We start from the raw sequence: 20,803 nt of genomic DNA, 5'->3' as shown, positions 1-20,803 counted from the left end.
CACCGTTTTTTCCGGTCACTGCCCCGTATCGAAAAATAACCGCCGCATCATTCAACAAGCAAAACGCATTTCAAACCACCGTCCGGGACACCGAATATCGTGGGCCGAACGTTAAGCGGCCCAACCTTAAATCACCGACCCGGGCAAGTCAAGCCGGCTGTTGCCACCCAGAACGCTTGAATTTCATCCGATTTCATGAGATGACAACTAAAATTGCTCGGGCAGAAATCCGCCATTGATGCGATCCATCCGGGCCAATTTTATATTCAAACCGCGACCACGAACCCCAGAAAGAGACTGCTCATGCGACACCTCGTTACGGCGCTGATTCTTTGTTTGTACGTTTCTCTTCCTGTTCCCCGGGCTTTTTCAGAATCCCCTGCACCCAACGATGAATCCACCGCCGAAAAAATTAAAACCGGTGATACCTATAGTTGGGCTGCCATCACCGTCGAACTGTCCGCCGGCTACCGCACCGACAAACTGAACTGGCACATCGCCGGAAACGCCCAGGGAAGCGATCCCAACGTCCGCTCCGAACTCACCTGGTCGGATATAAAAATCTATCAACTCAAACTGGCCAATCGCACCGTTATCAAGGATCGTGTCTATGTGCGGGGCTACCTGGACTTCGGAACGGTGGTCTCCGGCGACAATCGGGACTTGGACTATGATGGCGACAACCGAACCCAGGAATTCTCCCGCTCCCTGAACGGGGTAGACGGCAACGATGTGTGGGATGGATCCGTCGGTATCGGCCCCCGCTTTTCCTTTTTTGAGTCAACCATGGTCGTTTGCCCCATGCTTGGCTACGCCGTCTCCGAACAGGATCTGAACATCGTTGATGGCTATCAGGTGATTTCACCCGACCCATCGGTCCTTGGACCCATCGCCGGCCTGGACAGCCGCTATCAGACCTGCTGGAAGGGCCCCTGGCTCGGTGCGGATCTCCTTTTTTCGATCCCCGGCACAAACACGCCATTTACCAAGGTCGGGATCATGTTCACCGGTGAATACCACTGGGTGGATTATAGTGCCGACGCCAACTGGAATCTGCGCGAGGATTACGCCCACCCCGTCAGCTTTTCCCACGACGCCGAGGGCAACGGATATGTGGTCGGGGCAGCGGTCCTGTTCGAAATCAAAAACCGCTGGGGTATCCATGCGGGCATGAAAGTCAAGGAAATGACCACCGACGCCGGGACAGACCGCATCTACAAAGATGACGGCACCACCTCCGACACCCGTCTCAACGAGGTCGTCTGGCGCTCATTCACTTTTGAAGCGGGCGTTTCCTGCCAATTCTGATCTCATTCATTGCCGCTGACCACAGCGTAAAAGCGAAAGGCGGGCAGAAAGACAAGTAACTGGGTTTCGATATGCAAAGGTTGCCATCTTCAGGCTTGCCGCGGGTCAAGGAGGGATTGTGGTATCACCATCGGACCGGTGCAAAAAAAAGCCTGTCGATTGATAGCCTGCGGCAGGCGGGACCTCGACACGGTATGGCTCAAAAAGAAGCTCCTCGAATCCGGTGGATCAGAGGAGCTAAAACAAAAAGCGCACACCCATTGCTTTCATAATACAGCAATATAGACAAAAAACAACACTCGAAAATTTGGTATAAATTACGTATTTATAACACGTAGTCTATTGCATTCACCGACTGCTGGGACAACGGATGGGATTCAACGCCGATCTCTGTGTCAAGCCGTGCCGTTGATACGGTCAAGGATAATGCTGAGCACCCGACGCAAGGGTTCGGCCGCCCCCCAAAGCAACTGGTCACCCACGGTAAAGGCGGTCAGATAGCGTGACCCCATGTTCATTTTGCGAATACGCCCCACGGGTATGGAAAGCGTACCGGAAACCGCCGCCGGGCTGAGGTTCGCCAAAGTGGAAGCCTTTTCATTGGGCACCACCGTTACCCAGTCGTTGGCCGATGCAATGGCGTTTTCAATCACGTCCAAAGGAATCTCTCTGGTCAGCTTGATGGTTAATGCCTGACTGTGGCAGCGCATGGCCCCCACACGGACACATTGTCCGTCAATGGGAATGGGACAGTCTGAACGCCCGAGGATCTTGTTCGTCTCCACCAGCCCCTTCCACTCTTCCCGGGTCTGGCCATTATCCAAAGCCCTATCGATCCAGGGGATCAGACTGGCCGCCAGGGGCGCACCGAAGTGCTGGATCGGGAAATTCGGTTCGGCCAGCGTCCGGGTAATCTGACGGTCAATATCAAGGATGGACGATGCCGGGTCACCTAACAGTCCCTTGGCACTGTCGCCCAGCATTCCCATTTGCATCACCAGTTCCCGCATATTGTTTGCCCCTGCTCCCGAGGCGCTCTGGTAGGTCATGGAAGTCATCCACTCCACCCAGTTCTTTGCAAACAATCCGCCAAGGGCCATGAGCATCAGAGAAACCGTACAGTTGCCACCGATAAAATCGAGGATGCCGGTTTCAAGGGCGTTGTCGATTACGTTGCGGTTGACCGGGTCTAATACGATGACGCTGTTGTCTTTCATTCTCAGTGTAGATGCGGCATCGATCCAGTAGCCGTTCCATCCCTTTTGCCGCAGCGCGGGGTGTGTCTGCTCCGAATAGCTGCCGCCCTGGCATGAAACAATCACCGTCATGTCGGCCAGCTGGCCCAAATCGTTCGCATCCAATACCGGCTGAGGCCCGGTGCCGATGTCCGGACCGGTTTTTCCAGCCTGGGATGTGGAAAAAAATACCGGCTCAAAGCCTGAAAAATCGTGTTCAGCCTTCATCCGATCCATGAGGACCGACCCGACCATCCCGCGCCATCCAACAATGCCTACGCTGACCATTTTATAACAACTCCTTGATCTTAATATAATCAACTCACCAGAAACGTTTTTAATCGGCAGACTGGCTGCTATCACCAACACTGCGATCCTTATTCCAATAAAGTTCGGATGGTCGGGTTGTCAAGGTGTTTTATAAACCATCAGCGGGTAGGAACCCGTCGGTTTCACCGAGTGAAAGCGACCCGCGGTAAGAGCCATCGAAAACGGCCTGCCCGTGGCTTGCCGTGATGGTGAATGGACGATAGCCATTTCCCCATTTCGAAACCATCGTGGGTCTCATCGATCCGAGTGAAAAGGATCGTTTCAACGAACGATACGGCGGTGATGGGTCAGATGGCCTCAGGCATATCCGTCCACCGGCCCGACAAAAATTGTGCAATGGTCTTCAGGAACAACTCAGGCGCTTCAACCGGAATGGAATGTCCGGCACCCTTGACCATCAGGAACCGGCCCCCGCTTTTCTCGGCCACCTCCGCCGCTCCGTTGATGCTTACCAGGGGGTCGTCCGAACCGCACATCACCAGCGCGGGCGCATCCAGCTTTTCCAGCATGGATCTCAGGCTGGGATAGCCGGTCATGGCCGATAAGTGCGCCAACAGGGACGACGCCCGGTTACGTCGAATGATGGTTTTGGCGATGCGATCAAGAATCCGGCTGTTCCGGATAAGATAGTCCTCGCCAAAAACATGCGGCAACGCTGCGCTCACCAGGGCCTCGATCCCTCCGTCCTCGATAATCTTCAGCCATGACCGGACAATGAGCCGGGCACGAATCGGTGCCCGAACCCCGATGGAGCAAATGACCAGTCGACTGACCGTCTTTGGCCTCCGTCGGGCCATGGCATAGGCCAACAGCGCCCCATGACTCAATCCCACCAGGCAGACCGACCCCAGTTCGAGGTGACGAATCAGGGCGGAAAGGTCTTCAGCATGCAAATCCAGGGAAAGCGGCAGTTCGCCCAGTTCGCTCTCTCCTTGTCCCCTGGCATCGTATAGCAGGGAGCGGAACTCGGGTTTTAACGACGCCGCGATCACCTTCCAGTACATGGTCGTCTGCAGGGTGCCGTTCAAAAAAATAACCACCGGCCTGGCGAGCTCGAAGCCTATGGTTTCATAATAGAGGCTGCATCCATCCTGGGTCCTGAAATAGGCCATTTTCCGGCCATCCTTTGTTTGTCGGGTTGCCGCTTAAGGCTCATCATGATGCATACCATACTCCCGGTCAATTCTGAAGATGCTGCCATGTGATTTCAAAACCACGGTCGGTCTTGACTCCAATAGCATCCACATTTAAAAAGAATTTTTATTTTGAATACTGCGAGGTACCCATCGTCCATGATCGATCATGCATTAGAATTTCACAGAAACGCCATAGCCCTGATCCCTCCCGCCGAGGATCGCCATCCGGGCATCGCTTTTTACGTGGGCGGCAACCCACCCCAGCATTACTGCACCTGTCAGAGAAAAACCAAAAAAACCTGCTCGCATCTAAAATCATTATTTAAGACCATCGACAAGGGACTGAATCTGGAGGCACAATTTCGCAGCAGTGTCTGGCATGATCTGGCCACCGTGTTGAACCAGGGCGACCGGCTGACACCCAAAAACACGAAGGCGCAGTTTTGCATGAGCAAAAATCAGACGCTGCTGAAGGTGCTGACTCCTGACGGAAACGTCGTAATCACTTATGGGTCGGCCAACGGTGACAGGAACCGGTTTGCCGAACGGCTCGGGGCATTTTCATCGGAAGGGAACGAGCAGGTTCCGGACCGGGCGGAAATCCTCCATCGCCTCGGACTGTTGACAATGACCGATTCGGAACGGCAACTGGACGACCTGAAAATGAAATCCAGGCGCCAGGCACTCGAAGGCAGCCTGTGGTTTCGGCTCGCCTATCACTGCTTCCTTGAATTCGGCATAGACGGATGCCGTTTTCATCCGTCGGTGGATGAAGCGACCGGCGCCTTCATCTTGACCTGCAAAGCCCCGCAACGGGGCACCATCTTTCACGCCAGCATTGCACGAAACCGGGTTCGCCCCCTGTTGGACGCCTTCCGTCAACACCTTCCCAACCAGCACGACCTGCCGATCCACCCCATCCCCCTGAAAAGTCTTTTCAGGGTGAGTCAGAATACCAAAACGGACCTGGATGTATATCCTGTCATCCAACTGCTGCAGGCCGAAGGTGAGCAGCGGTTTTTTTCCCGGGAAGGGCTCGAACGGTTCATTTACGGGGATATCGTGTATATCCCTGAGCTCAACCTCCTGGCGGAACTTGAAAAGCCGGGCAACGCCCGTCAGTTCAGTACCCCCCGGCGAATGACCTTCAAGCACTATCAGATCCCCAACTTCCTGGAATCGGTCGGCGACGAACTCGATGGAAACCGATTCGTCATCGATCCCGATATCAAGGGACTCCAGCTGCTGCGCCGCTGGAACACCATGACGCTGGCACCCACGGCCATCGATAAGGACTGGTGCTGGCTCTCCATCACCTATGGTTTTGGAGACGAATTCGTCTCGTTGGCGGACCTGCTGCGCGCGCGAAGGGAAGCCACCCGATATATCGGTACCGCCAGCGGTTGGGTGGACACCCAATCACCAGCCATGGAAACCATGGCGGCCCTTGCCGTCACATTGCCTCTGGACCGTTTCAGCGAAAAAGAAGACACGGTAAGATTGAGCCGGCAGGAGTTGATTCAATTCTCCGCCCTGGAAGGTAACGAGCCCATCGTCGTCGGCACGGATGCCAGCGCCGGCCGCCTCTCCCGTTTTCTGGGGATGGAACCTGCCTCACCGCCGGAAAATCCGGGGCTTACCACCGCCCTTCGCAAATACCAGCGTGCGGGACTCAAATGGCTCTGGTGGTTGTGGGAGAATCGCCTTGGTGGTTTGCTGTGCGATGACATGGGACTGGGCAAAACCCATCAAATCATGGCGATGATGGCGTGCATCCAGCAGCGGAACAAAGAAAAAAAACCTTTTCTCGTGGTCTGCCCGACAACCGTATTGAGTCACTGGATGATGAAACTCAAGCAGCACGCACCGACGCTGAAAACAATTGTTTACTACGGCGGCGACCGGGACCTGTCCGCGGCCATGCAGGATACGGAAGTACTGATCACCTCCTATGGTCTTCTCCTCAGGGACATTGACCAACTCAGGGAGATCCCCTTTTCCCTGAGTGTGTTTGACGAAATTCAGTATATCAAGAATGCGGATACGAAAACCCATGTGGCTGCCCGCCAGCTCAATGCAGCCGTTAAACTGGGGCTGACCGGCACACCCGTCGAGAATTCAATACTGGAGCTCAAAGCCTTGATGGATGTGGTGGCTCCCGGATACCTGGGATCAGACCAGGCGTTTTGTCAGCGGTTCGTGCCGGAGACCACGGTGGACCGGACAACATCGGAGAATCGGGAGCAGTTGCGCCGCCTGATCTTCCCCTTTACCTTGCGGCGGCTCAAAAGTCGCGTACTGGACGAACTGCCCGAAAAAATCGAGGACATCCGCTTCTGTGAACTCACCGAAAGGCAGGTCAAGCTTTACCGAGACGCCATCGACTCCCGAGCCAAGGGACTCGTGTCCTCGTTGAAGGATGAAAATACAGCGATCCCCTATATCCATATATTCGCCCTGCTCACCCTGCTCAAACAGATCTGCAACCACCCCGCCCTGGTGGACAAGCAACCGGCGCACCCCGACCGGCAGGATTCTGGGAAATGGGAACTGTTCAAGGAACTGCTGGAAGAGAGCCTGACATCGGGACAGAAGGTGGTGGTTTACAGCCAGTTCACCGAAATGATCGCCATCATCGCCGCCCACTTGAACCGGAGCGGCATCGGCCACGTGGTCCTCACCGGCGCCAGCCGGAATCGCGGCAGGCTGATCGAAACGTTCAACACCGAACCGGGCTGCCGTGTTTTTGTGGGCAGCCTGAAAGCCGGCGGCACCGGCATCGACCTGGTGGCCGGATCGGTCGTCATCCACTACGACCGCTGGTGGAATGCGGCCAAGGAAGATCAGGCCACCGACCGGGTGCATCGCATCGGCCAGCGACGTGGCGTACAGGTTTTCAAACTGGTCACACTCGGGACGCTCGAAGAAAAGATCTCGGCCATCATTGAAAAAAAACGTAAGCTGATGGCCGACATCGTGCGCGAAGACGACCCGGGGCTGCTCAAATCATTCAATAGACAGGAATTGCTTGCGTTTTTATCCTGAAAGACTCAAACAGGCGGCGACTCATTTTTGGGTTGATAGTTTTGACATCTGCCGATATCGGTCGCATTATAAAAAATCTGAAAAAAAGCACGAGTTGCCTAATTGTTTACTAACAATAGACCGATAAAATCGCGGCAGGCGGTTGGAGTTGAATGTTGCCGCACCACCGAAAAATAACCGGCGATACAACTGTTTTCCTATTGAATACCAAACAGGTTATCAAATGTCTTTTAAAAATCCAGACAAGGAGTATTAATCATGTCGACAAAATTCTACTGCAACAGTGAAGTTTGTACTCATGCGGACAAAGGGCCCTTCGTTCTCGAACTGCCCCAGGAATCGGTGATGGACGGCAACAATCTGGCTACCATCTTCTGTCCTCGGTGCAGCCAACCCATGAAACCATTGCCATCCGATTCGCAGAAAAGTACCAGCAATCATCGCTTTTACTGTCACAGCGATGCCTGCAACCAGAACAAAAATGGTCTTTTTTTCATTGATCTGCCGGGTGAAGCGATCATGGACAAAAACAACATGGCCACCATTTTTTGCCCCAAATGCGGGAAAGAGATGAAACCGTTCAGCCAGGAACCCAGCTCGGCCATTAACTTCTGACAGGGTCTTGAAACAGCAATTCAGCAACGGCCATACAAGGCTGAGTTAAGCGGTCATTGAATGCCGGTTATGGCGGGCGGACTTCAATTGAGGATGTCCGCTTTTTTTGTCAGGGTCAACCAACCCCAACCTATCGGGTATCCATGAACCCTATGTTACGATCGATTCCGGCCCCCCGAAGGTTCAACGCTTTCTCAACATTTTCATTCGTATTAACAGCGGAACATTCCGGTTCAGGACGGAAACTTTCAAACAGCAACGCGTCACCTTGAGGCCATGATGATCTCCTGCCTGGAAACCGGCCGATAATTTTCAGACGAGAAGCATAAAGATTGGGCAAACTGATTTGACAAATTGCAGAGGTACTGGCAAGATTCACCTATTCCTTTATATAAACAGGATGATCAAGTTACCGAGTCCACGACGACCTGATGAAATCACTCTGCATCATCACCTTGCTATTGAGTCTGTCCATGCCCGCATCTGCCCAGGATACGGTCAAATGGGTGTTTACCAATTATCCGCCGGCAAACTTTCAGACGGAGGACGGCCATTTCAAAGGTTTCTTCCATGATATTGTGATGGAAGTGTTTGACCAGGGACTGGGCATCCATGTGGACATTGCCGTTTATCCCTGGAAGCGCTGCCAATCCATGGTCAAAGAAGGTGCCGCCGACATCCTGGTCACCATCCCCACAGCGGAACGGCTGGAATACTCCGTCACCCACAGCCGGCCGGTCTGGACCAAACGCCGAATTCTCTATACCTATCATGATCATCCAAAAATTAATGACATTCAGCGGATCAACGGATTGCGCGCCATCCATAGCGGTGGATATACGGTTATTTCCTACCTCGGCAACGGATGGGTGGAAAAAGAAGTGCAGGGAATAGGCATCCCTGTCGCCTATGCCACCACCGTAGACAGCATGTACCGCATGCTGGCTGCCAAGCGCGGAGACCTGATCATTGAAGAAAAGAGTCTGGCGGCACCACGGATAGCCGAGCAAGGCCTTTCCGAAAGGATCGTTGAAACTCACGGTGTCGGCAGTGAAAGCGGTTTTCACATTCTGATCAGCAAAAAATCGCCTGCCGCCGGATTGATCTCCCGGATTGACCAGGAAGTTGAATCGATGCGAAGCCGTGGCAGACTGGATCAGATTTTTGCGGTTTACAGTATGGCTGACGCAAGATAGAGATCCCCACCAGTGCGCACCCGGCGCTTTTTGCAAAAACGGGCAGGTCTTTTAAAAACAGAATACTATCCCCGTGGAAATGCGAATTCGATCTTTCTTTCTACTCTTGATCCTTTGCCTGTTTTCGGCGATGGCTGCATCTGCCGCGAACCAACGGATCATCGTGGGCCTTCATGACAACACACCGTTGATCTTCACCGATTCGGACAACCAGGTGAAGGGTATCGCAGTCGACATTCTTACCCAAATCGCCCGGAAAGAGGGATGGGACATCCAATACCTTCAAGGCTCCTATGCCCAATGTACCCGGCGCCTGGAAACCGGCGTCATCGATCTGTTGCCGGGTATGGCGATGTCGGCACAGTTGGAAGAAAAATTTGCCTTCGGCGAGGAAACTATCGTTGCGAACTGGGGACAGCTCTATATCAGTTCGGATGCCACCTTCTCGGATATCCTTGACTTCCACGACAAGGACGTGGCGGTGGTTGAGGCTGACATCTATTTTCAATTTTTTGAAACCATACTGGGAAAATTCGAAATTCGCCCCCGATTTATTCTGGTGGACAACTATAGAACAGTTTTGACCTTGGTCCATCAGAAAAAAGTCTCCGCCGGCATTGTTTCACGGCTTTACGGCGTTTACTATGAAAAACGGTTCAAGGTACGCCAGAGCCCGATCAGTTTCAGGCCGACCGATCTGCGGTTCGCCGTGGCCAAAGGCCGCAACACATCCGTTATCACCGCTTTGGACCGCCACCTGAAGCAGCTGAAGGAAAACCCCAATTCGATCTTTTACCAATCGCTGGACCAGTGGACCCAAGGGGTCCGAAAGGTGACACTTCCCTTATGGCTGCGTCCCTTATGGGTACTGGGCATCATTGCCGGCATCATGGGATTGATTATTGTGGGGAATGTCTTTCTCAGAAAGCAGGTGAAACTGCGGACTGAAGACTTGAAAACCACCATCGCAGAAAAAGAGAAGATCGAAAGTGAACTGGCGGTGGCCCGGGAAATCCAGCTGCAATTGTTGCCAGGCAACTTCCCCGCAGCTCCCAACAGAAAAGAATTCGACATTTACGCCAGCCTGGAGCCGGCCCGCGAGGTGGGGGGAGATTTTTACGACTTTTTTTTCATCGATCGCAACTCGTTGTGTATTGTCATCGGGGATGTATCCGGCAAGGGAGTGCCCGCAGCCCTGTTCATGGCCATGACCAAAACCATGATCAAAGCCACGGCACGGCTGTTGGTGGAGCCGGAATACATTCTGGCCGATGTCAACCGGGAAATATCCAGAAACAATCCGTCCCTCACTTTCGTAACGGTTTTCCTGGGTGTACTGGACCTTAACAACGGGAACCTGACCTATACCTGCGCCGGCCATAATCCTCAGCTGTTTATTGGCCGAAAAGGAAACACGGTGCTTCTCGGCGACGCACAATGTCCGGCCATCGGCCTGGACGACGCCTTTCAGTACAGGCAGGCCACCGTGCAACTGCGGCACAAAGAAGGCCTGCTGTTGTATACCGATGGCATTACCGAGGCACAGGATGACAAGAACCGTCTGTTTACGCAGGAGTCCCTCATGAACACCGTCTCCCTGACCGCCGGCGTCACCCCCAAAGAACGGGTCACGGCGATCTTGTCCCAGATCCGGGAATTTACCGGGAGTCGCCCGCTGGATGATGACATGACGCTGCTGGCGCTGTCCTATTTCTCGCCGAACCGGGTGAGTGAAACCCACCAAACCATCGTGCTGAGAAATGACATCCGTGAAATGAGCCGTATTATAGACGCGATCACCCAAATCGCCGATTCGGTTGACTGCCCGCCGGTGGTGGTTCATGACGTCACCCTGGCCATGGAGGAGATATTCTCCAATATCGTCTTTTATGGGTTCGGTGACGACTTGGATCACAACATCACCCTGCACTTGGTTATCGAAGGGGATTCCCTGATCCTGACGCTGCAGGATGAAGGCATTCCCTTCAACCCCTTGAATGTCCACATCGGCCGCCGGGACAAACCTCTGGAAGAGCGGGACAAGGGTGGGATGGGAATTACCCTGGCTAAAAACCTCATGGACCAAATGGAATACCGTCGTGAGCGGGGTAAAAATATCATGCGAATGGAGAAGCGATATCGGTAGCACAACAAGGAGAACCAAATGAATTTATCGGTAACCTCGAAGCAGAAAATGGACGGGGTGTATATGCTATCGCCTTCCGGCCGGCTGGACACCAGTACCTTCCCCATATTAGAAGATCGGGTGGATAGGGTGCTCCAGGAAAAACCCCACACCCTGGTGTTCGACATGGAAATGCTTGACTACATCTCCAGCATGGGCGTACGGGTAATCGCCAAAGCGCAGAAAGCCATGAAGAGTTACAACGGAAAGGTGGTACTGCTGAACCTGCAGCCCCAGATTCAAAAAGTATTCGACATCATTAAAGCCCTGCCATCCCAGCAGGTCTTTTCCACCATGGGAGAACTGGACGACTACCTGGATCGGATGCAGCGGCAGGTAACGGGATAATACCGGTTTATTTATGTTTTCGGATAGTTATCGATCGACCCAGCTCCGGCATCCGCATCGAGAAAACGGTAGGCCGCCCCCGGACGGATTACCCGATCCGCCCAGCCTTTGAGCACAGACGGTCCCGGCAATGATGATTAATGCCAAATGGTGGCGCGTTCACACCTTCTGAAATATCGCTTCTACCATGGAGTCAGTAGAAGTTTATCCACCTGGCATATCTCCCTGCCCGACACATCCGAACCATCGTGAGAAGTTTTTCAGATCCGGGAGTCCTGCGCCAGGATATCCATCCGCCCCATTTCATGAACATGGCGCCGGCCGGTAGAATGAAATCAGCGAAAGGCCGCTGACCGGCACAAAATCCAGTGCGTCTTGACATCGTTTTCCCGGAAAGATAAAACCGGCAAAAACAACCGCCGGCGAAACCATACGCAATTGCATCAGAGGAGAGCTTCATGGACAACCCCATCCACAATTACTGGCAACTTCGGCTTCAGAAAATAAAAAAGGCGCTGGAAGCCAACAACTTCGATGTCTACATCGCCGACAACAAGGACCTGGCTAAAAAAATGGCCTACGACACGATTATTCCGGCCATTGCCCCGAAAACCATCTCCTGGGGCGGATCCATGACCTTTGTCGGCACACGGCTTTACGAAGCGCTGAAAAATGACCCCCGCTACGCGGTGCTGGACACTTACGACAAAAGCCTCTCACCGGAGCAGAGCATGCAGCGACGGCGGGAATCGCTCCTGGTTGACCTGTTCATCACCGGCACCAATGCCGTCACCGAAAGCGGCCAACTGGTCAACCTGGACATGATCGGCAATCGGGTGGCAGCCCTGACCTTTGGCCCCAAACAGGTGCTCATCTTCATTGGCCGGAACAAGATCGTGCCGGATCGTGAAGCCGCCGTTGCCCGAATCAAAAACTTCGCGGCACCCGTGAACGTCATGCGGCTGGACAAAAAAAGTCCCTGCGGCAAAACCGGTCGCTGTGAAAATTGCAGCAGCCCTGATCGCATCTGCAACACCTGGACAATCACGGAAAAGAGTTTCCCCAAACACCGGGTGAAAGTCGTTCTGATCAACGAAGACATGGGATTTTAAGAGCAATGCGGCAACGATTGTCGTTTTCATGAGGACAGGAAACCAAAAAATCACCGGGAGCCGGAAAACAGAATCGGCTTTATCTGGAAGGACCGAACCGGGCAAGGAGCAATAGACATGACCATCGAAGCAACCACCTGGCTATATGTAGCCATTCAGAAAACCGGGTCAAGCGAACAGATCGTCGGGCAGACCGACGGCGAACACGATATCTCCTTCATCCCGGCCTTTTTGAGTAAGGAATCCGCTCAACAGGCCATGTTTCATCTGCACCTGGAAAAAAAGAAGAAGTACGAAGTGCAGGCCATCATCTACGAAGACCTTGCCCGCCATGCCGTCGAAAACGGCTTTTTCGTTTTTGTCCTGGATGAGGAGGGAAAAGTGCTGGAGCGTCTTCCTGCCGTACCGTAAAACCGGCTTTTTTCCCGCCACCGAAGCCTTGCAACCTGTCGAACCCAGATGGAACGGAACCCGATGGGATATCAATCGATTGCATTGACCCGATGCTTCATAAACGCTGAGATGGATGTCAGCACGGCATCGGCCTTTTCCAGATGCGGTGCATGACCGCAGTCGGGAATCACCTCAACGGCCACCGTTCCCCCGGTTTTCTCCCGGATGACATCAATCTGGCGCTGCGATCCGTATGGGTCCTTTTTCCCCTGAATGGCCAATACCGGTACATGAATGGCCGGCAGGAAGGCATCGATCGTCCACTGCCTGAAATCCGGATGAAGCCAGACATCGTTCCAGCCCCAGAACGCGCAGTCGGTATTTTTCCCGTGGTAAGGGGACAGGCGCGCTTTAAGATCCCCGTTGAGGTAGCGGTCGCGTGCGGTTTCAATGGCTCGACGGGTGAGGTCTTCATAAAAAACATGGGCGGCCAGGGTGACAATCCCCTTCAGGCCCGGGAAAGGACTGCCCCCGGCGTGAATCAGGGCGATGGAGCCGCCGTCGGAGTGGCCGACGAGAAGGTGATCGCGAACACCGGTTTGCCGAATGACCTCGGGCAGCACCACCAATCCCTCGTGGTGCATGAAATCCACCTCTCGCGGCAACGGGCAGGGGGCGGACCCCCCGTATCCCAGGCGGCTGTAGACCAATGCCCCGCAACCCGTAATTTTGGCCAGCCGGGCCGGGAAATCTCGCCACAGGGCCACGCATCCCAGCCCCTCGTGAAGAAATACCAGGGTGGGCGCTTTATCCGGCGCGGGACCGATCCATGCGGCCTCCAGGCGGCCCCCGGCGGTGCTCAATTGAATGTCAGATCGGATCTGACGGGTTATTTCCGAACCCACTTGCCGCCTGAATTCTGGAGCCACTCCCCGGGTTTGGCATTGTCGGCAATTTGTAGCGCCCGACGCCGACCGACCACGTCGGGAGTCGTTCCCTGCTGCTTGGCGATGGCACCGTATACCAGCTGCCGGTCCTGGTTTTCCGCGTCCACCAGCGCCTGTTCCGACTTGTTGCCGCCAATGAAGGCGAGAAACCCCTGATTGTTTTCCCCGATAATACCGGCAGCCTTGAGTTCGATGATTCTCGGCAGCCGGTCTTTCATCCGCGCTTTGATATCACCGCACAATGCGAACGACGAAAAAAGAAACACACCAGCGGCAACCGTCACCACAAACCATAAATATCGTTTCTGGTTCATTTCAATAGTCCTTTCATGGCCAACAAAACACCGATTATCTCCGGTCTCATTCGGTTTTTTTGATCTCTTTGGCGGTTTCGTCAATATCGCCGAAGAAATCGTCCAGTGCCCGATCCACTTTGACGTTGACGTCAATGGTGATGTGAATGGGTTTAATTTCCACCGGCTTCACCTCCACCTCATGGTGAGTGGCGCAGGATAAAAGGCCCCATAAGGACCAGACAATTGCCGTCGCCGGCAACAAAACCTTTTTCAGCATAGCGGGTCTCCTTGGCTACTGAATCATGTTGACGACATCCTTATACTGCAAAAGCTGGTTCAGGGGAAGTCTCAGGTTGACGTCCAGACCGATGCCCTGGAAAACCGAACCCTGCGCACCGGCTTCGACGCGAATGAAGCCGCCGATCTCTTTTTTATAAATAAACGGCAAGGGGTTGGCTGGCTTGCCGTCAAATTGGAGGCGCATGACAAAATCCTCTCCCTCGGACATCAACCCAAGCTTGGCCCAGGTATATGCATAGTCCTTCAACGCCGCCTGGGCCAGCTCCACCTGGGCAAATTGGGGGGTTCCCGCCGGAATTCCCCGGGTGAGGATGTCGGTGCCGGTCAACTGAATCTGTCCGGTTTCCCCGGGGGTGGAAAAAAGAAACCCGTCATCGAAACGAATGCGGCCATTGGTGTAAGCGATGGGAATCATGCCGTTTACCGTGCCGCTTCCCCTGGCGTTCACCGCCCCCAGCTGTTCGAGGATGCGCGACAAGCCCAAACGCTGGCAGTAAAGGCTCACCTGGTAGTCCTGCTTGCCGGCCGCAATCCGCAGAGCCTGGGCATCCACCTTGCCGCCGCACCAGTCCAGACGGCCTTTCTCGATAAACAGGGTGTTGCCCGATTCCACCTGCAGATCGAATGACCCCCCATCCACCACGATGCCGCCCATGGCGGCCCGGGAAAACTCAATATGCTGGGCAGGACCGCTGCGAATACGTGGCAGTTCCGGAAAATGCAGGGTCGTGTCGATGCCCGCCACGGCTATTTTCTTTTCCGCCATCTCCAGTTCGCCGCCCTTCATGGAGACATCGACATCGCCGTTGAATCCTCTCAAAGAGTGGGATGCCTTCCCCTTCGCCGAAATCGTCCCGGACAGGGTCACGCCTTTCATCGCCGGAATAAAACGCCCCAGATCGCTTTCGGCCGGCAGTTCATAGGGTGAAACCTGAAAGGTGACGTCTGCATCCCCGAAGTGGAGTCCGCGGGTCACCATATTTCCAGTGAACGCCGCGGTCATTCCGGGAAACAGGTCGCTTTCATAGGCGGCAGCGAATGCATAGGCGTTCATCTTTTGAGCAATCCGCCCCTGGATTTTTCCCAGGAATTGGTTGCGGTAATCAATCCGCGCAATGGAGAAGGTGCCATCATCGACCGTTGCCTTATGGTCCGAACGAAAGGGAAGGTCCAGACGCCCACCCGACAGGTGCAGGCCGCTGTTACGATCCTGGAACCGGCCGTCGGAAAAACGCAGTCGTGCATCGATAACCGGCGCATCGCCTCCTTGCTGGTGAAACCGGGCGGACAGGGTCAAGGCGTCGATTTTAGCGGCCACGCCACTGCCATCGACTGTCGGGTTGGGAATCCGTATCTGGGCATCGCCAACCCAGGAAGGGCCATGGGGGTCACGCTTGAACTGCAACTGTCCCCTCGCATCCGCCGATGGCAGGTTGACGATGGTCCCGGCAGCGGTTGCCCGGAGCGCATTCAGCCCCAGCTGCCAGTCGGCGGCCCCCTTTTGCCCGTCACCTGTTGCCGTCAGGCTGAAGCGGGGTGAAGCGCCATGAATGCTCGCGCCGGCAATGGTGATATCCAACGGATCCAATCGGGTGGGCGGATTATTTTCGCCCCTGCGGAATCCGGCGGTCCATTCGCCTGTAGCCTTTCGGGTGACATCGAAGGTCACCGGCACGGGCACGCCGGATTTCATGGTAACCGGCAACGAAGATTCAACGGAGATGGGCAACACCGTCATATCCACATTGCCAGTCACGCCCCGTATGTCTTCACCAAGATTCACGGTGGCCGATAGCCTGTTCATGATCAGGGGTACCGGTGTCTGTAGCCGCAGCCCCCCGGTATCGATCTGCCAGCTTGCGAGGTCCTCGGTAACGGCGGACAGGCTGGCCGCGGCCTCATCCCCTCCCGGTTCGATGTTAACTATCCCATACGTCAATCGGCCACTGCGCCAGGTCAGGTCCACATTCGCGCCCATGATGGCAAAGGGGGTCAACATCACCCTGGCGTTTGTCTGAACGGTCACGTCACCGGTGGCATCCAGTCCGGGAAGAAGATGAATCAGGTCGGCGAACCGATCCAGGTCGATAGCTTTAGCATCAAGGCCCACCTTCGCTTTCCGGTTTTCAATATCCACCTGCGCAGCCACCGCCAGGAGCTGGTCGCGGGGGAACAGCCGCACATGGGCATCCAGGTTCATCATACCTCGCCCATCCGATTTCATATCTGCTTCGAAGGGAATTTTATGAGTCACATTGCGCCAGGCCAGGTTGACCATGCCGCTGCGGATTTCGATCTTATCCACCGATATGCCCGCGAGTGATGACGATGCGTCTGAAGATGCTTTGCCCCCAAGGGTATTCTTCTTTAGTACCCCTGTATCCAATCCAGGAAATACCATACCATCCGGACCCAGGGTCGCATTCACCGTCAGCCCGCTGATGCGGAGACTGCGAATTTTCTTTTGACGCACTTCCTCCGGTGAATAGTCAAGCACGATGGAATCAATGGAAAGGGCCGGTTGGTCGGCAAGGCCGAAAACAAGCGGCCCCGCCGCCGTCTGGTGCAGACCGATCCTGGAAACCCGTCCCGTGAAATCCGCAAACCCCAGACGCCGGATCTGCGCCACGGGAAGCCGGTCAGTAACCAGCGCCGGCAGGACCAGATAGCCCGCCAAAAGCAGGCACGTCACCAGGGCGGCCGCCGTCACCAGAACCGGTACAACGGTCGGCCAATTCCATTTGCGTGGTGAGAGTTCGTTCATTTGGCAGTCATTGCTCTGGGCGAAGAGCAGTTCCCTCGCCCGTTCATGCCCCAGACCGTCCGCCTGCCTGAAGCAGTCAGCGGCCCCGACGGCGGTTCCGGTTGTGTTGCGGGTTTCAATCCCTATTACGGATAGGGCTGGAAAATTTCAATTCTAAATGATATTGAACAGATATATAGGTGTCAACAAAAAGGCCGTAAATCCAGACGATAAGGTGGATTCTTTTTCGTGTGAGAAGATGATCGCATGCCATGACATCACATTTCGATATCCGGGTGCAGAAATCCCGCTTTTTGATGGCCTTGAGGTAACCATTGACAAACCGGGCTTTCACGCCCTGTTCGGGCCGTCCGGCGTCGGTAAAACCACCCTTGCCAGAATTATTTCCGGCGACATCGACACCTTCTCAGGGCGGGTGCAGGCCATGGCCGATATGCCCTGCCTGTATACGCACAACCGGGAGCGGCTCCCCGGATGGAGTCCGGTGGGCCGGCACCTGGAAAAGACCACCCCCCCGGGCCGTCAACTGCTCAGGGACGAACTGATTGACCATTTCGGCCTCTCAACCCTCATGGGCATGCGCTTTTCCCAGCTCTCCATGGGGCAGTGCAACCGCGTAAACCTGCTGCGATATCTGCTTCAGGATTTCGGGATCCTCATCATGGACGAAAGCCTGGCCAATGTGGATGAACCTACCCGGCACGCCATACTTTACACGATCAAATCGACCTTCCCGGAATCCGGTTTTCTCTACATTTCCCACAATGTAGTGGAGGTGTCCCGGTTCTGCGACCAGATCGTCGTCTTTCGCGGGGCGCACCTATCGCCCCAGACCCGTCTCGTCCGCGGGCAGGACCACCGTGAAGACCGATACCTGGACAAAGCGGCGATGGAACGGTCCATGCTGGAGATCATGAATGCTGCATAGACGAATTTTCCAGTTTTTCATCGTCTACCTGTTGGGCATTGGCATGCTGTTCGGGATCAAGATCGTCCTGAACCTTTCCGATTACGTGATCCCGGGACCCGCAGGCGTCTGGCAGACGGGTCAGGCGGAGTTTTCCCGTTATGTGGGAGATGTGCTGGATACTTTTGCCGTAGCGGTCATCGGCCAGGTTCTGTCCATCATGATGGCCCTGGGCGTCGGCGTGGCCGGTCGCCGGGCCACCTGGTTCGGTTCCTTCATCAAGGTGGCCGCGTATAATGTTCAGGCTTATCCCATCGTGGCCATTGCGCCGATCCTGTTCATTCTGCTGGGAGACGGATTCCTGACCCGGCTGTTCATCGCCGCCATGATCTGCTATTTCCCGCTGCTTTTGTCGGTCATCGGCATCATGAGCGAACCGGTGACGGATATTGAACATTTCTATCGGGTAACGGGACGGCTGCGATGGCAGCTCGAAGTTAAAATCCGGGCCTTCGAAAACTTGCACAAGCTGACCACCGTAATTTCGGGCAGCGCCACCCTGGCCATGGCCGGTACCATCGTGGCCGAATTCATCGCCGCCAATGCCGGCATCGGTTACAGCATCCGCATCGCCCTTTACCAGAGCGATCTGGCCAAAATTCTGGTGGCCCTGTTTATCATCGGCATCACCCTCTCCCTGTACCAGGGAATTTTGGAACTGCTGGGGGCCGGTTTGAAAAAAGTCTGGGCGGCCGGGTAGTTTTTTACACTGACGGGAGGTCGAACCATGAAACTACGCATGACAATTCACCGGCTGGCCGCCGTGCTCCTGCTGTTGGTCGTCGGCAATGGCCTGATGGCGGCCGACCCGGTTCTGGCTCAGGAAAAGGTTGTCTACCGCCTGAAATGGCTGATCAATGCCAGCACCGCCGGAGACGTATTTGCGCTGGATCAGGGTTTTTTTTCAAGGGAAGGGCTGGCTGTGGCAATCAAGGCAGGGGGCCCGGAGCGGGATGCCCTCCGGGAGTTGGAACTGGGGTATGCCCAATTCGGCGTGGCCTCGGCGGACCAGGTGATCCGGGCCCTGGCCAAAGGAGCGTCGGTAATCGTGCTGGCCCAGTTGTTTCAGGTCAACCCCCTTCAGTGGATCTATCGGGCGGACAACTTTTCCCTGACACGAACCCAGGACCTGGAGGGACGGACGGTGGGCATCACCTACGGCGGCAACGATGAAACCATCATGCGGGCACTGCTGGCCGCCGCCGGCATGAATGAAAATCAGGTTCGCCTGGCCAGCGTCCGATACGACTACACACCATTTTTTGAAAACCAGGTGCCGGTTTGGCCGGTTTATCGCAATACCCAGGGTATCTTTTTATCGGACAAGCTTGCCGCCGGGGGAGAACGGGTGGCGTTCTTCGATCCGTCCCAACACGGGGTACGATTCGTGGCCAACAGCGTCGTTACCTCACAAGAAATGATGGATCAACATCCGGAAACGGTGGGGCGATTCACCCGAACACTACTGGCCGGATGGCAGGCAGCCATGGCCCCGGCCAACGAAACCGCGGTTATCCAGGCAGTCGCCCAATACGATCGTGATACATCGGAAGTGGTCATGCGCCGCCAGTTGACCGTCACCCGTCAGATGATCCAACCCGACCCCGGCATCCCCGTCGGCCATATCGATTCCACGGCATGGCAGCAGACCGAGCAGATCATGATTCGGCAACGGCTGATTCCCGGTCCCGTGAACGTCATCGACCGGCTGAAAACCCAATAGTCTCCCTGATCGAAGCCAACCGGCTGTCGCTCATGCGCTGGCAGCCAAGGGCATAGTCCGCTAGTGAAATGAGGGATGGGGTGCTATTCCGGATAGCTGCCCCTGACCTTTTTGTGCAGGGACTGAGAACGCATCCACAAATAACCCGTGTCCGTGTCATAGTCGTAGGAAAGCAGACGGTCGGAGCCCTTTCCCGTCCAGCGGACCGTTTCTTCATGGTCTCCTTCCTGCCTGCCTTCGCCATAACGCCGCAAGGCTTCCGCCTTCAGGTCCATGAAATCCAGATAATTGCTGGTCTCCACAAGAATGGTGTAGAGCCTACCCTGCCAGAATCCGTAGAAGATATTGTCCACACTCGCTCGACCGAAGCGCTTTTTCCGCTGCTTGTTGATGTACTGCTGCACCCCCCCGTAGGCTGGATCACTTCCCACGAGCGTCAGGCCTTCAAACTGCGACAACGGCTGGCCCCATCTCAGGTCGAGGAACCCGGTGTCGCTATCTGCCGGCGATGGCGGCAGGTGTGACTGGTCGGCGGCAGGGACGCCGGAGGAGGGTGGGGGGTCGGCGGCCGGTCGTTGCTCGGGGGGCGGATTGGCTTCAACCGACGCCGGTGATTGAATCAGCCGTTCCACCTTTTTTTCATCGACACGGACCACTCGGCCATTTTTATAATAGTTGACGACACCGTTTTCCTTCCAGGCCTTTCGGGTCTCAAACATCTCCCCCGACTTGAGGATCACTATATCGGCGCCAACCGTGCCAACGTCCGTCACCAGGATGATCGCCAGGAAAATGGTCAAAAAAGGTTTAAGCATACAACTTCATTCCGATCATAGGGTATGGCGCTGTCTTTAATTTTAAAAATGGATATTGAGCAATACGCCTGTGCTGGGTCATGTCCCA

Annotated in this window: 19 protein-coding genes; 12 read left to right on the top strand and 7 right to left on the bottom strand. The window is 55.1% G+C overall.

All coding sequences use genetic code 11. The features are described 5' to 3' along the window. The first annotated feature begins 303 nt into the window (after positions 1–303). A complete protein-coding gene (locus tag ACHZBS_RS16030; RefSeq protein ID WP_319407524.1) occupies positions 304–1,308 on the top strand; it encodes a hypothetical protein in 1,005 nt (334 codons plus the stop codon). Positions 1,309–1,703: 395 nt separating this feature from the next. Here ACHZBS_RS16030 and asd read toward each other — a convergent pair whose 3' ends face one another. Both asd and ACHZBS_RS16020 read right to left on the bottom strand, forming a co-directional pair. After that, positions 1,704–2,831, bottom strand: a complete 1,128-nt coding sequence (gene asd, locus ACHZBS_RS16025) for an aspartate-semialdehyde dehydrogenase (protein WP_319407523.1) — start codon at positions 2,829–2,831, stop codon at positions 1,704–1,706. A 329-nt stretch (positions 2,832–3,160) separates the two neighbouring features. Then, positions 3,161–3,985 carry an alpha/beta hydrolase gene (locus ACHZBS_RS16020; RefSeq protein ID WP_319407522.1) on the bottom strand — a complete coding sequence of 275 codons (825 nt, stop codon included), beginning with the start codon at positions 3,983–3,985 and terminating at the stop codon, positions 3,161–3,163. Between the two features lie 180 nt (positions 3,986–4,165). Here ACHZBS_RS16020 and ACHZBS_RS16015 point away from each other — a divergent pair, with 180 nt between their 5' ends. The 7 genes from ACHZBS_RS16015 to ACHZBS_RS15985 all read left to right on the top strand — a co-directional run bounded on the left by ACHZBS_RS16015 (position 4,166) and on the right by ACHZBS_RS15985 (position 12,921). Continuing rightward, the gene (locus tag ACHZBS_RS16015; protein WP_319407521.1) at positions 4,166–7,054 is read left to right on the top strand and encodes a DEAD/DEAH box helicase; all 2,889 of its coding nucleotides are present in this window, start codon (positions 4,166–4,168) and stop codon (positions 7,052–7,054) included. 258 nt (positions 7,055–7,312) lie between these two features. Further along, on the top strand, positions 7,313–7,669 hold the full coding sequence (locus ACHZBS_RS16010) for a hypothetical protein (protein WP_319407520.1): 357 nt from the start codon (positions 7,313–7,315) through the stop codon (positions 7,667–7,669). Between the two features lie 431 nt (positions 7,670–8,100). After that, entirely contained in the window at positions 8,101–8,865 is a 765-nt protein-coding gene (locus ACHZBS_RS16005; RefSeq protein WP_319407519.1) for a transporter substrate-binding domain-containing protein, read from the top strand. 79 nt (positions 8,866–8,944) lie between these two features. Next, positions 8,945–11,011 (top strand): SpoIIE family protein phosphatase, encoded by a 2,067-nt coding sequence (locus tag ACHZBS_RS16000; protein WP_319409091.1) that lies wholly within the window; start codon positions 8,945–8,947, stop codon positions 11,009–11,011. Positions 11,012–11,029: 18 nt separating this feature from the next. After that, positions 11,030–11,398 (top strand): STAS domain-containing protein, encoded by a 369-nt coding sequence (locus ACHZBS_RS15995; protein WP_319407518.1) that lies wholly within the window; start codon positions 11,030–11,032, stop codon positions 11,396–11,398. A 458-nt stretch (positions 11,399–11,856) separates the two neighbouring features. Continuing rightward, entirely contained in the window at positions 11,857–12,510 is a 654-nt protein-coding gene (locus ACHZBS_RS15990; protein ID WP_319407517.1) for a lactate utilization protein, read from the top strand. Positions 12,511–12,627: 117 nt separating this feature from the next. Further along, complete coding sequence (locus ACHZBS_RS15985; protein ID WP_319407516.1) at positions 12,628–12,921, top strand: hypothetical protein; 294 nt, start codon at positions 12,628–12,630, stop codon at positions 12,919–12,921. A gap of 71 nt (positions 12,922–12,992) precedes the next feature. Here the strand turns inward: ACHZBS_RS15985 and ACHZBS_RS15980 are convergent, their stop codons facing one another. The 4 genes from ACHZBS_RS15980 to ACHZBS_RS15965 are packed head-to-tail and all read right to left on the bottom strand — an operon-like array spanning position 12,993 to position 17,210. After that, positions 12,993–13,808 (bottom strand): alpha/beta hydrolase, encoded by an 816-nt coding sequence (locus tag ACHZBS_RS15980; protein WP_319407515.1) that lies wholly within the window; start codon positions 13,806–13,808, stop codon positions 12,993–12,995. Then, positions 13,793–14,164, bottom strand: a complete 372-nt coding sequence (locus ACHZBS_RS15975; RefSeq protein WP_319407514.1) for a YdbL family protein — start codon at positions 14,162–14,164, stop codon at positions 13,793–13,795. Before ACHZBS_RS15975 ends, ACHZBS_RS15980 begins: the two co-directional genes overlap by 16 nt. A 46-nt stretch (positions 14,165–14,210) precedes the next feature. Further along, positions 14,211–14,423, bottom strand: coding sequence for a hypothetical protein (locus tag ACHZBS_RS15970; RefSeq protein ID WP_319407513.1), 213 nt, complete (start codon positions 14,421–14,423; stop codon positions 14,211–14,213). 15 nt (positions 14,424–14,438) lie between these two features. Beyond that, positions 14,439–17,210 carry a YdbH domain-containing protein gene (locus tag ACHZBS_RS15965; RefSeq protein WP_319407512.1) on the bottom strand — a complete coding sequence of 924 codons (2,772 nt, stop codon included), beginning with the start codon at positions 17,208–17,210 and terminating at the stop codon, positions 14,439–14,441. Between ACHZBS_RS15965 and ACHZBS_RS15960 the strand changes: the two genes are divergently transcribed. The 4 genes from ACHZBS_RS15960 to ACHZBS_RS15945 are packed head-to-tail and all read left to right on the top strand — an operon-like array spanning position 17,211 to position 19,900. Then, on the top strand, positions 17,211–17,345 hold the full coding sequence (locus tag ACHZBS_RS15960) for a hypothetical protein (protein WP_394707999.1): 135 nt from the start codon (positions 17,211–17,213) through the stop codon (positions 17,343–17,345). A 22-nt stretch (positions 17,346–17,367) separates the two neighbouring features. Beyond that, entirely contained in the window at positions 17,368–18,138 is a 771-nt protein-coding gene (locus tag ACHZBS_RS15955) for an ABC transporter ATP-binding protein (protein WP_319407511.1), read from the top strand. Then, a complete protein-coding gene (locus ACHZBS_RS15950; RefSeq protein ID WP_319407510.1) occupies positions 18,128–18,877 on the top strand; it encodes an ABC transporter permease subunit in 750 nt (249 codons plus the stop codon). The genes ACHZBS_RS15955 and ACHZBS_RS15950 overlap by 11 nt, the downstream gene beginning before the upstream one ends. Before the next feature lie 27 nt (positions 18,878–18,904). Next, the gene (locus ACHZBS_RS15945) at positions 18,905–19,900 is read left to right on the top strand and encodes an ABC transporter substrate-binding protein (protein ID WP_319407509.1); all 996 of its coding nucleotides are present in this window, start codon (positions 18,905–18,907) and stop codon (positions 19,898–19,900) included. A gap of 83 nt (positions 19,901–19,983) precedes the next feature. Here the strand turns inward: ACHZBS_RS15945 and ACHZBS_RS15940 are convergent, their stop codons facing one another. Beyond that, positions 19,984–20,715, bottom strand: coding sequence for a hypothetical protein (locus ACHZBS_RS15940; protein WP_319407508.1), 732 nt, complete (start codon positions 20,713–20,715; stop codon positions 19,984–19,986). Between the last annotated feature and the right edge of the window lie 88 nt (positions 20,716–20,803).

Source organism: uncultured Desulfosarcina sp. (genome assembly GCF_963664155.2).
In the GTDB taxonomy this organism is placed as follows: Bacteria; Desulfobacterota; Desulfobacteria; order Desulfobacterales; family Desulfosarcinaceae; genus Desulfosarcina.
Note: the sequence above shows the minus strand (reverse complement) of the source record. Positions and strands in the feature narration are given on the sequence as shown.

Bases quoted from the DNA above. Each gene is read 5' to 3' on its own strand.
- ACHZBS_RS15950 (WP_319407510.1), top strand. From the start codon at position 18,128: ATGCTGCATAGACGAATTTTCCAGTTTTTCATCGTCTACCTGTTGGGC.
- ACHZBS_RS15995 (WP_319407518.1), top strand. From the start codon at position 11,030: ATGAATTTATCGGTAACCTCGAAGCAGAAAATGGACGGGGTGTATATG.
- ACHZBS_RS16030 (WP_319407524.1), top strand. From the start codon at position 304: ATGCGACACCTCGTTACGGCGCTGATTCTTTGTTTGTACGTTTCTCTT.
- ACHZBS_RS15975 (WP_319407514.1), bottom strand. From the start codon at position 14,164: ATGAACCAGAAACGATATTTATGGTTTGTGGTGACGGTTGCCGCTGGT.
- ACHZBS_RS16005 (WP_319407519.1), top strand. From the start codon at position 8,101: ATGAAATCACTCTGCATCATCACCTTGCTATTGAGTCTGTCCATGCCC.
- ACHZBS_RS16015 (WP_319407521.1), top strand. From the start codon at position 4,166: ATGATCGATCATGCATTAGAATTTCACAGAAACGCCATAGCCCTGATC.
- ACHZBS_RS16010 (WP_319407520.1), top strand. From the start codon at position 7,313: ATGTCGACAAAATTCTACTGCAACAGTGAAGTTTGTACTCATGCGGAC.
- ACHZBS_RS16020 (WP_319407522.1), bottom strand. From the start codon at position 3,985: ATGGCCTATTTCAGGACCCAGGATGGATGCAGCCTCTATTATGAAACC.
- ACHZBS_RS15970 (WP_319407513.1), bottom strand. From the start codon at position 14,423: ATGCTGAAAAAGGTTTTGTTGCCGGCGACGGCAATTGTCTGGTCCTTA.
- ACHZBS_RS15965 (WP_319407512.1), bottom strand. From the start codon at position 17,210: ATGAACGAACTCTCACCACGCAAATGGAATTGGCCGACCGTTGTACCG.
- ACHZBS_RS16000 (WP_319409091.1), top strand. From the start codon at position 8,945: ATGCGAATTCGATCTTTCTTTCTACTCTTGATCCTTTGCCTGTTTTCG.
- ACHZBS_RS15955 (WP_319407511.1), top strand. From the start codon at position 17,368: ATGATATTGAACAGATATATAGGTGTCAACAAAAAGGCCGTAAATCCA.
- ACHZBS_RS15945 (WP_319407509.1), top strand. From the start codon at position 18,905: ATGAAACTACGCATGACAATTCACCGGCTGGCCGCCGTGCTCCTGCTG.
- ACHZBS_RS15985 (WP_319407516.1), top strand. From the start codon at position 12,628: ATGACCATCGAAGCAACCACCTGGCTATATGTAGCCATTCAGAAAACC.
- ACHZBS_RS15990 (WP_319407517.1), top strand. From the start codon at position 11,857: ATGGACAACCCCATCCACAATTACTGGCAACTTCGGCTTCAGAAAATA.
- ACHZBS_RS15940 (WP_319407508.1), bottom strand. From the start codon at position 20,715: ATGCTTAAACCTTTTTTGACCATTTTCCTGGCGATCATCCTGGTGACG.
- asd (WP_319407523.1), bottom strand. From the start codon at position 2,831: ATGGTCAGCGTAGGCATTGTTGGATGGCGCGGGATGGTCGGGTCGGTC.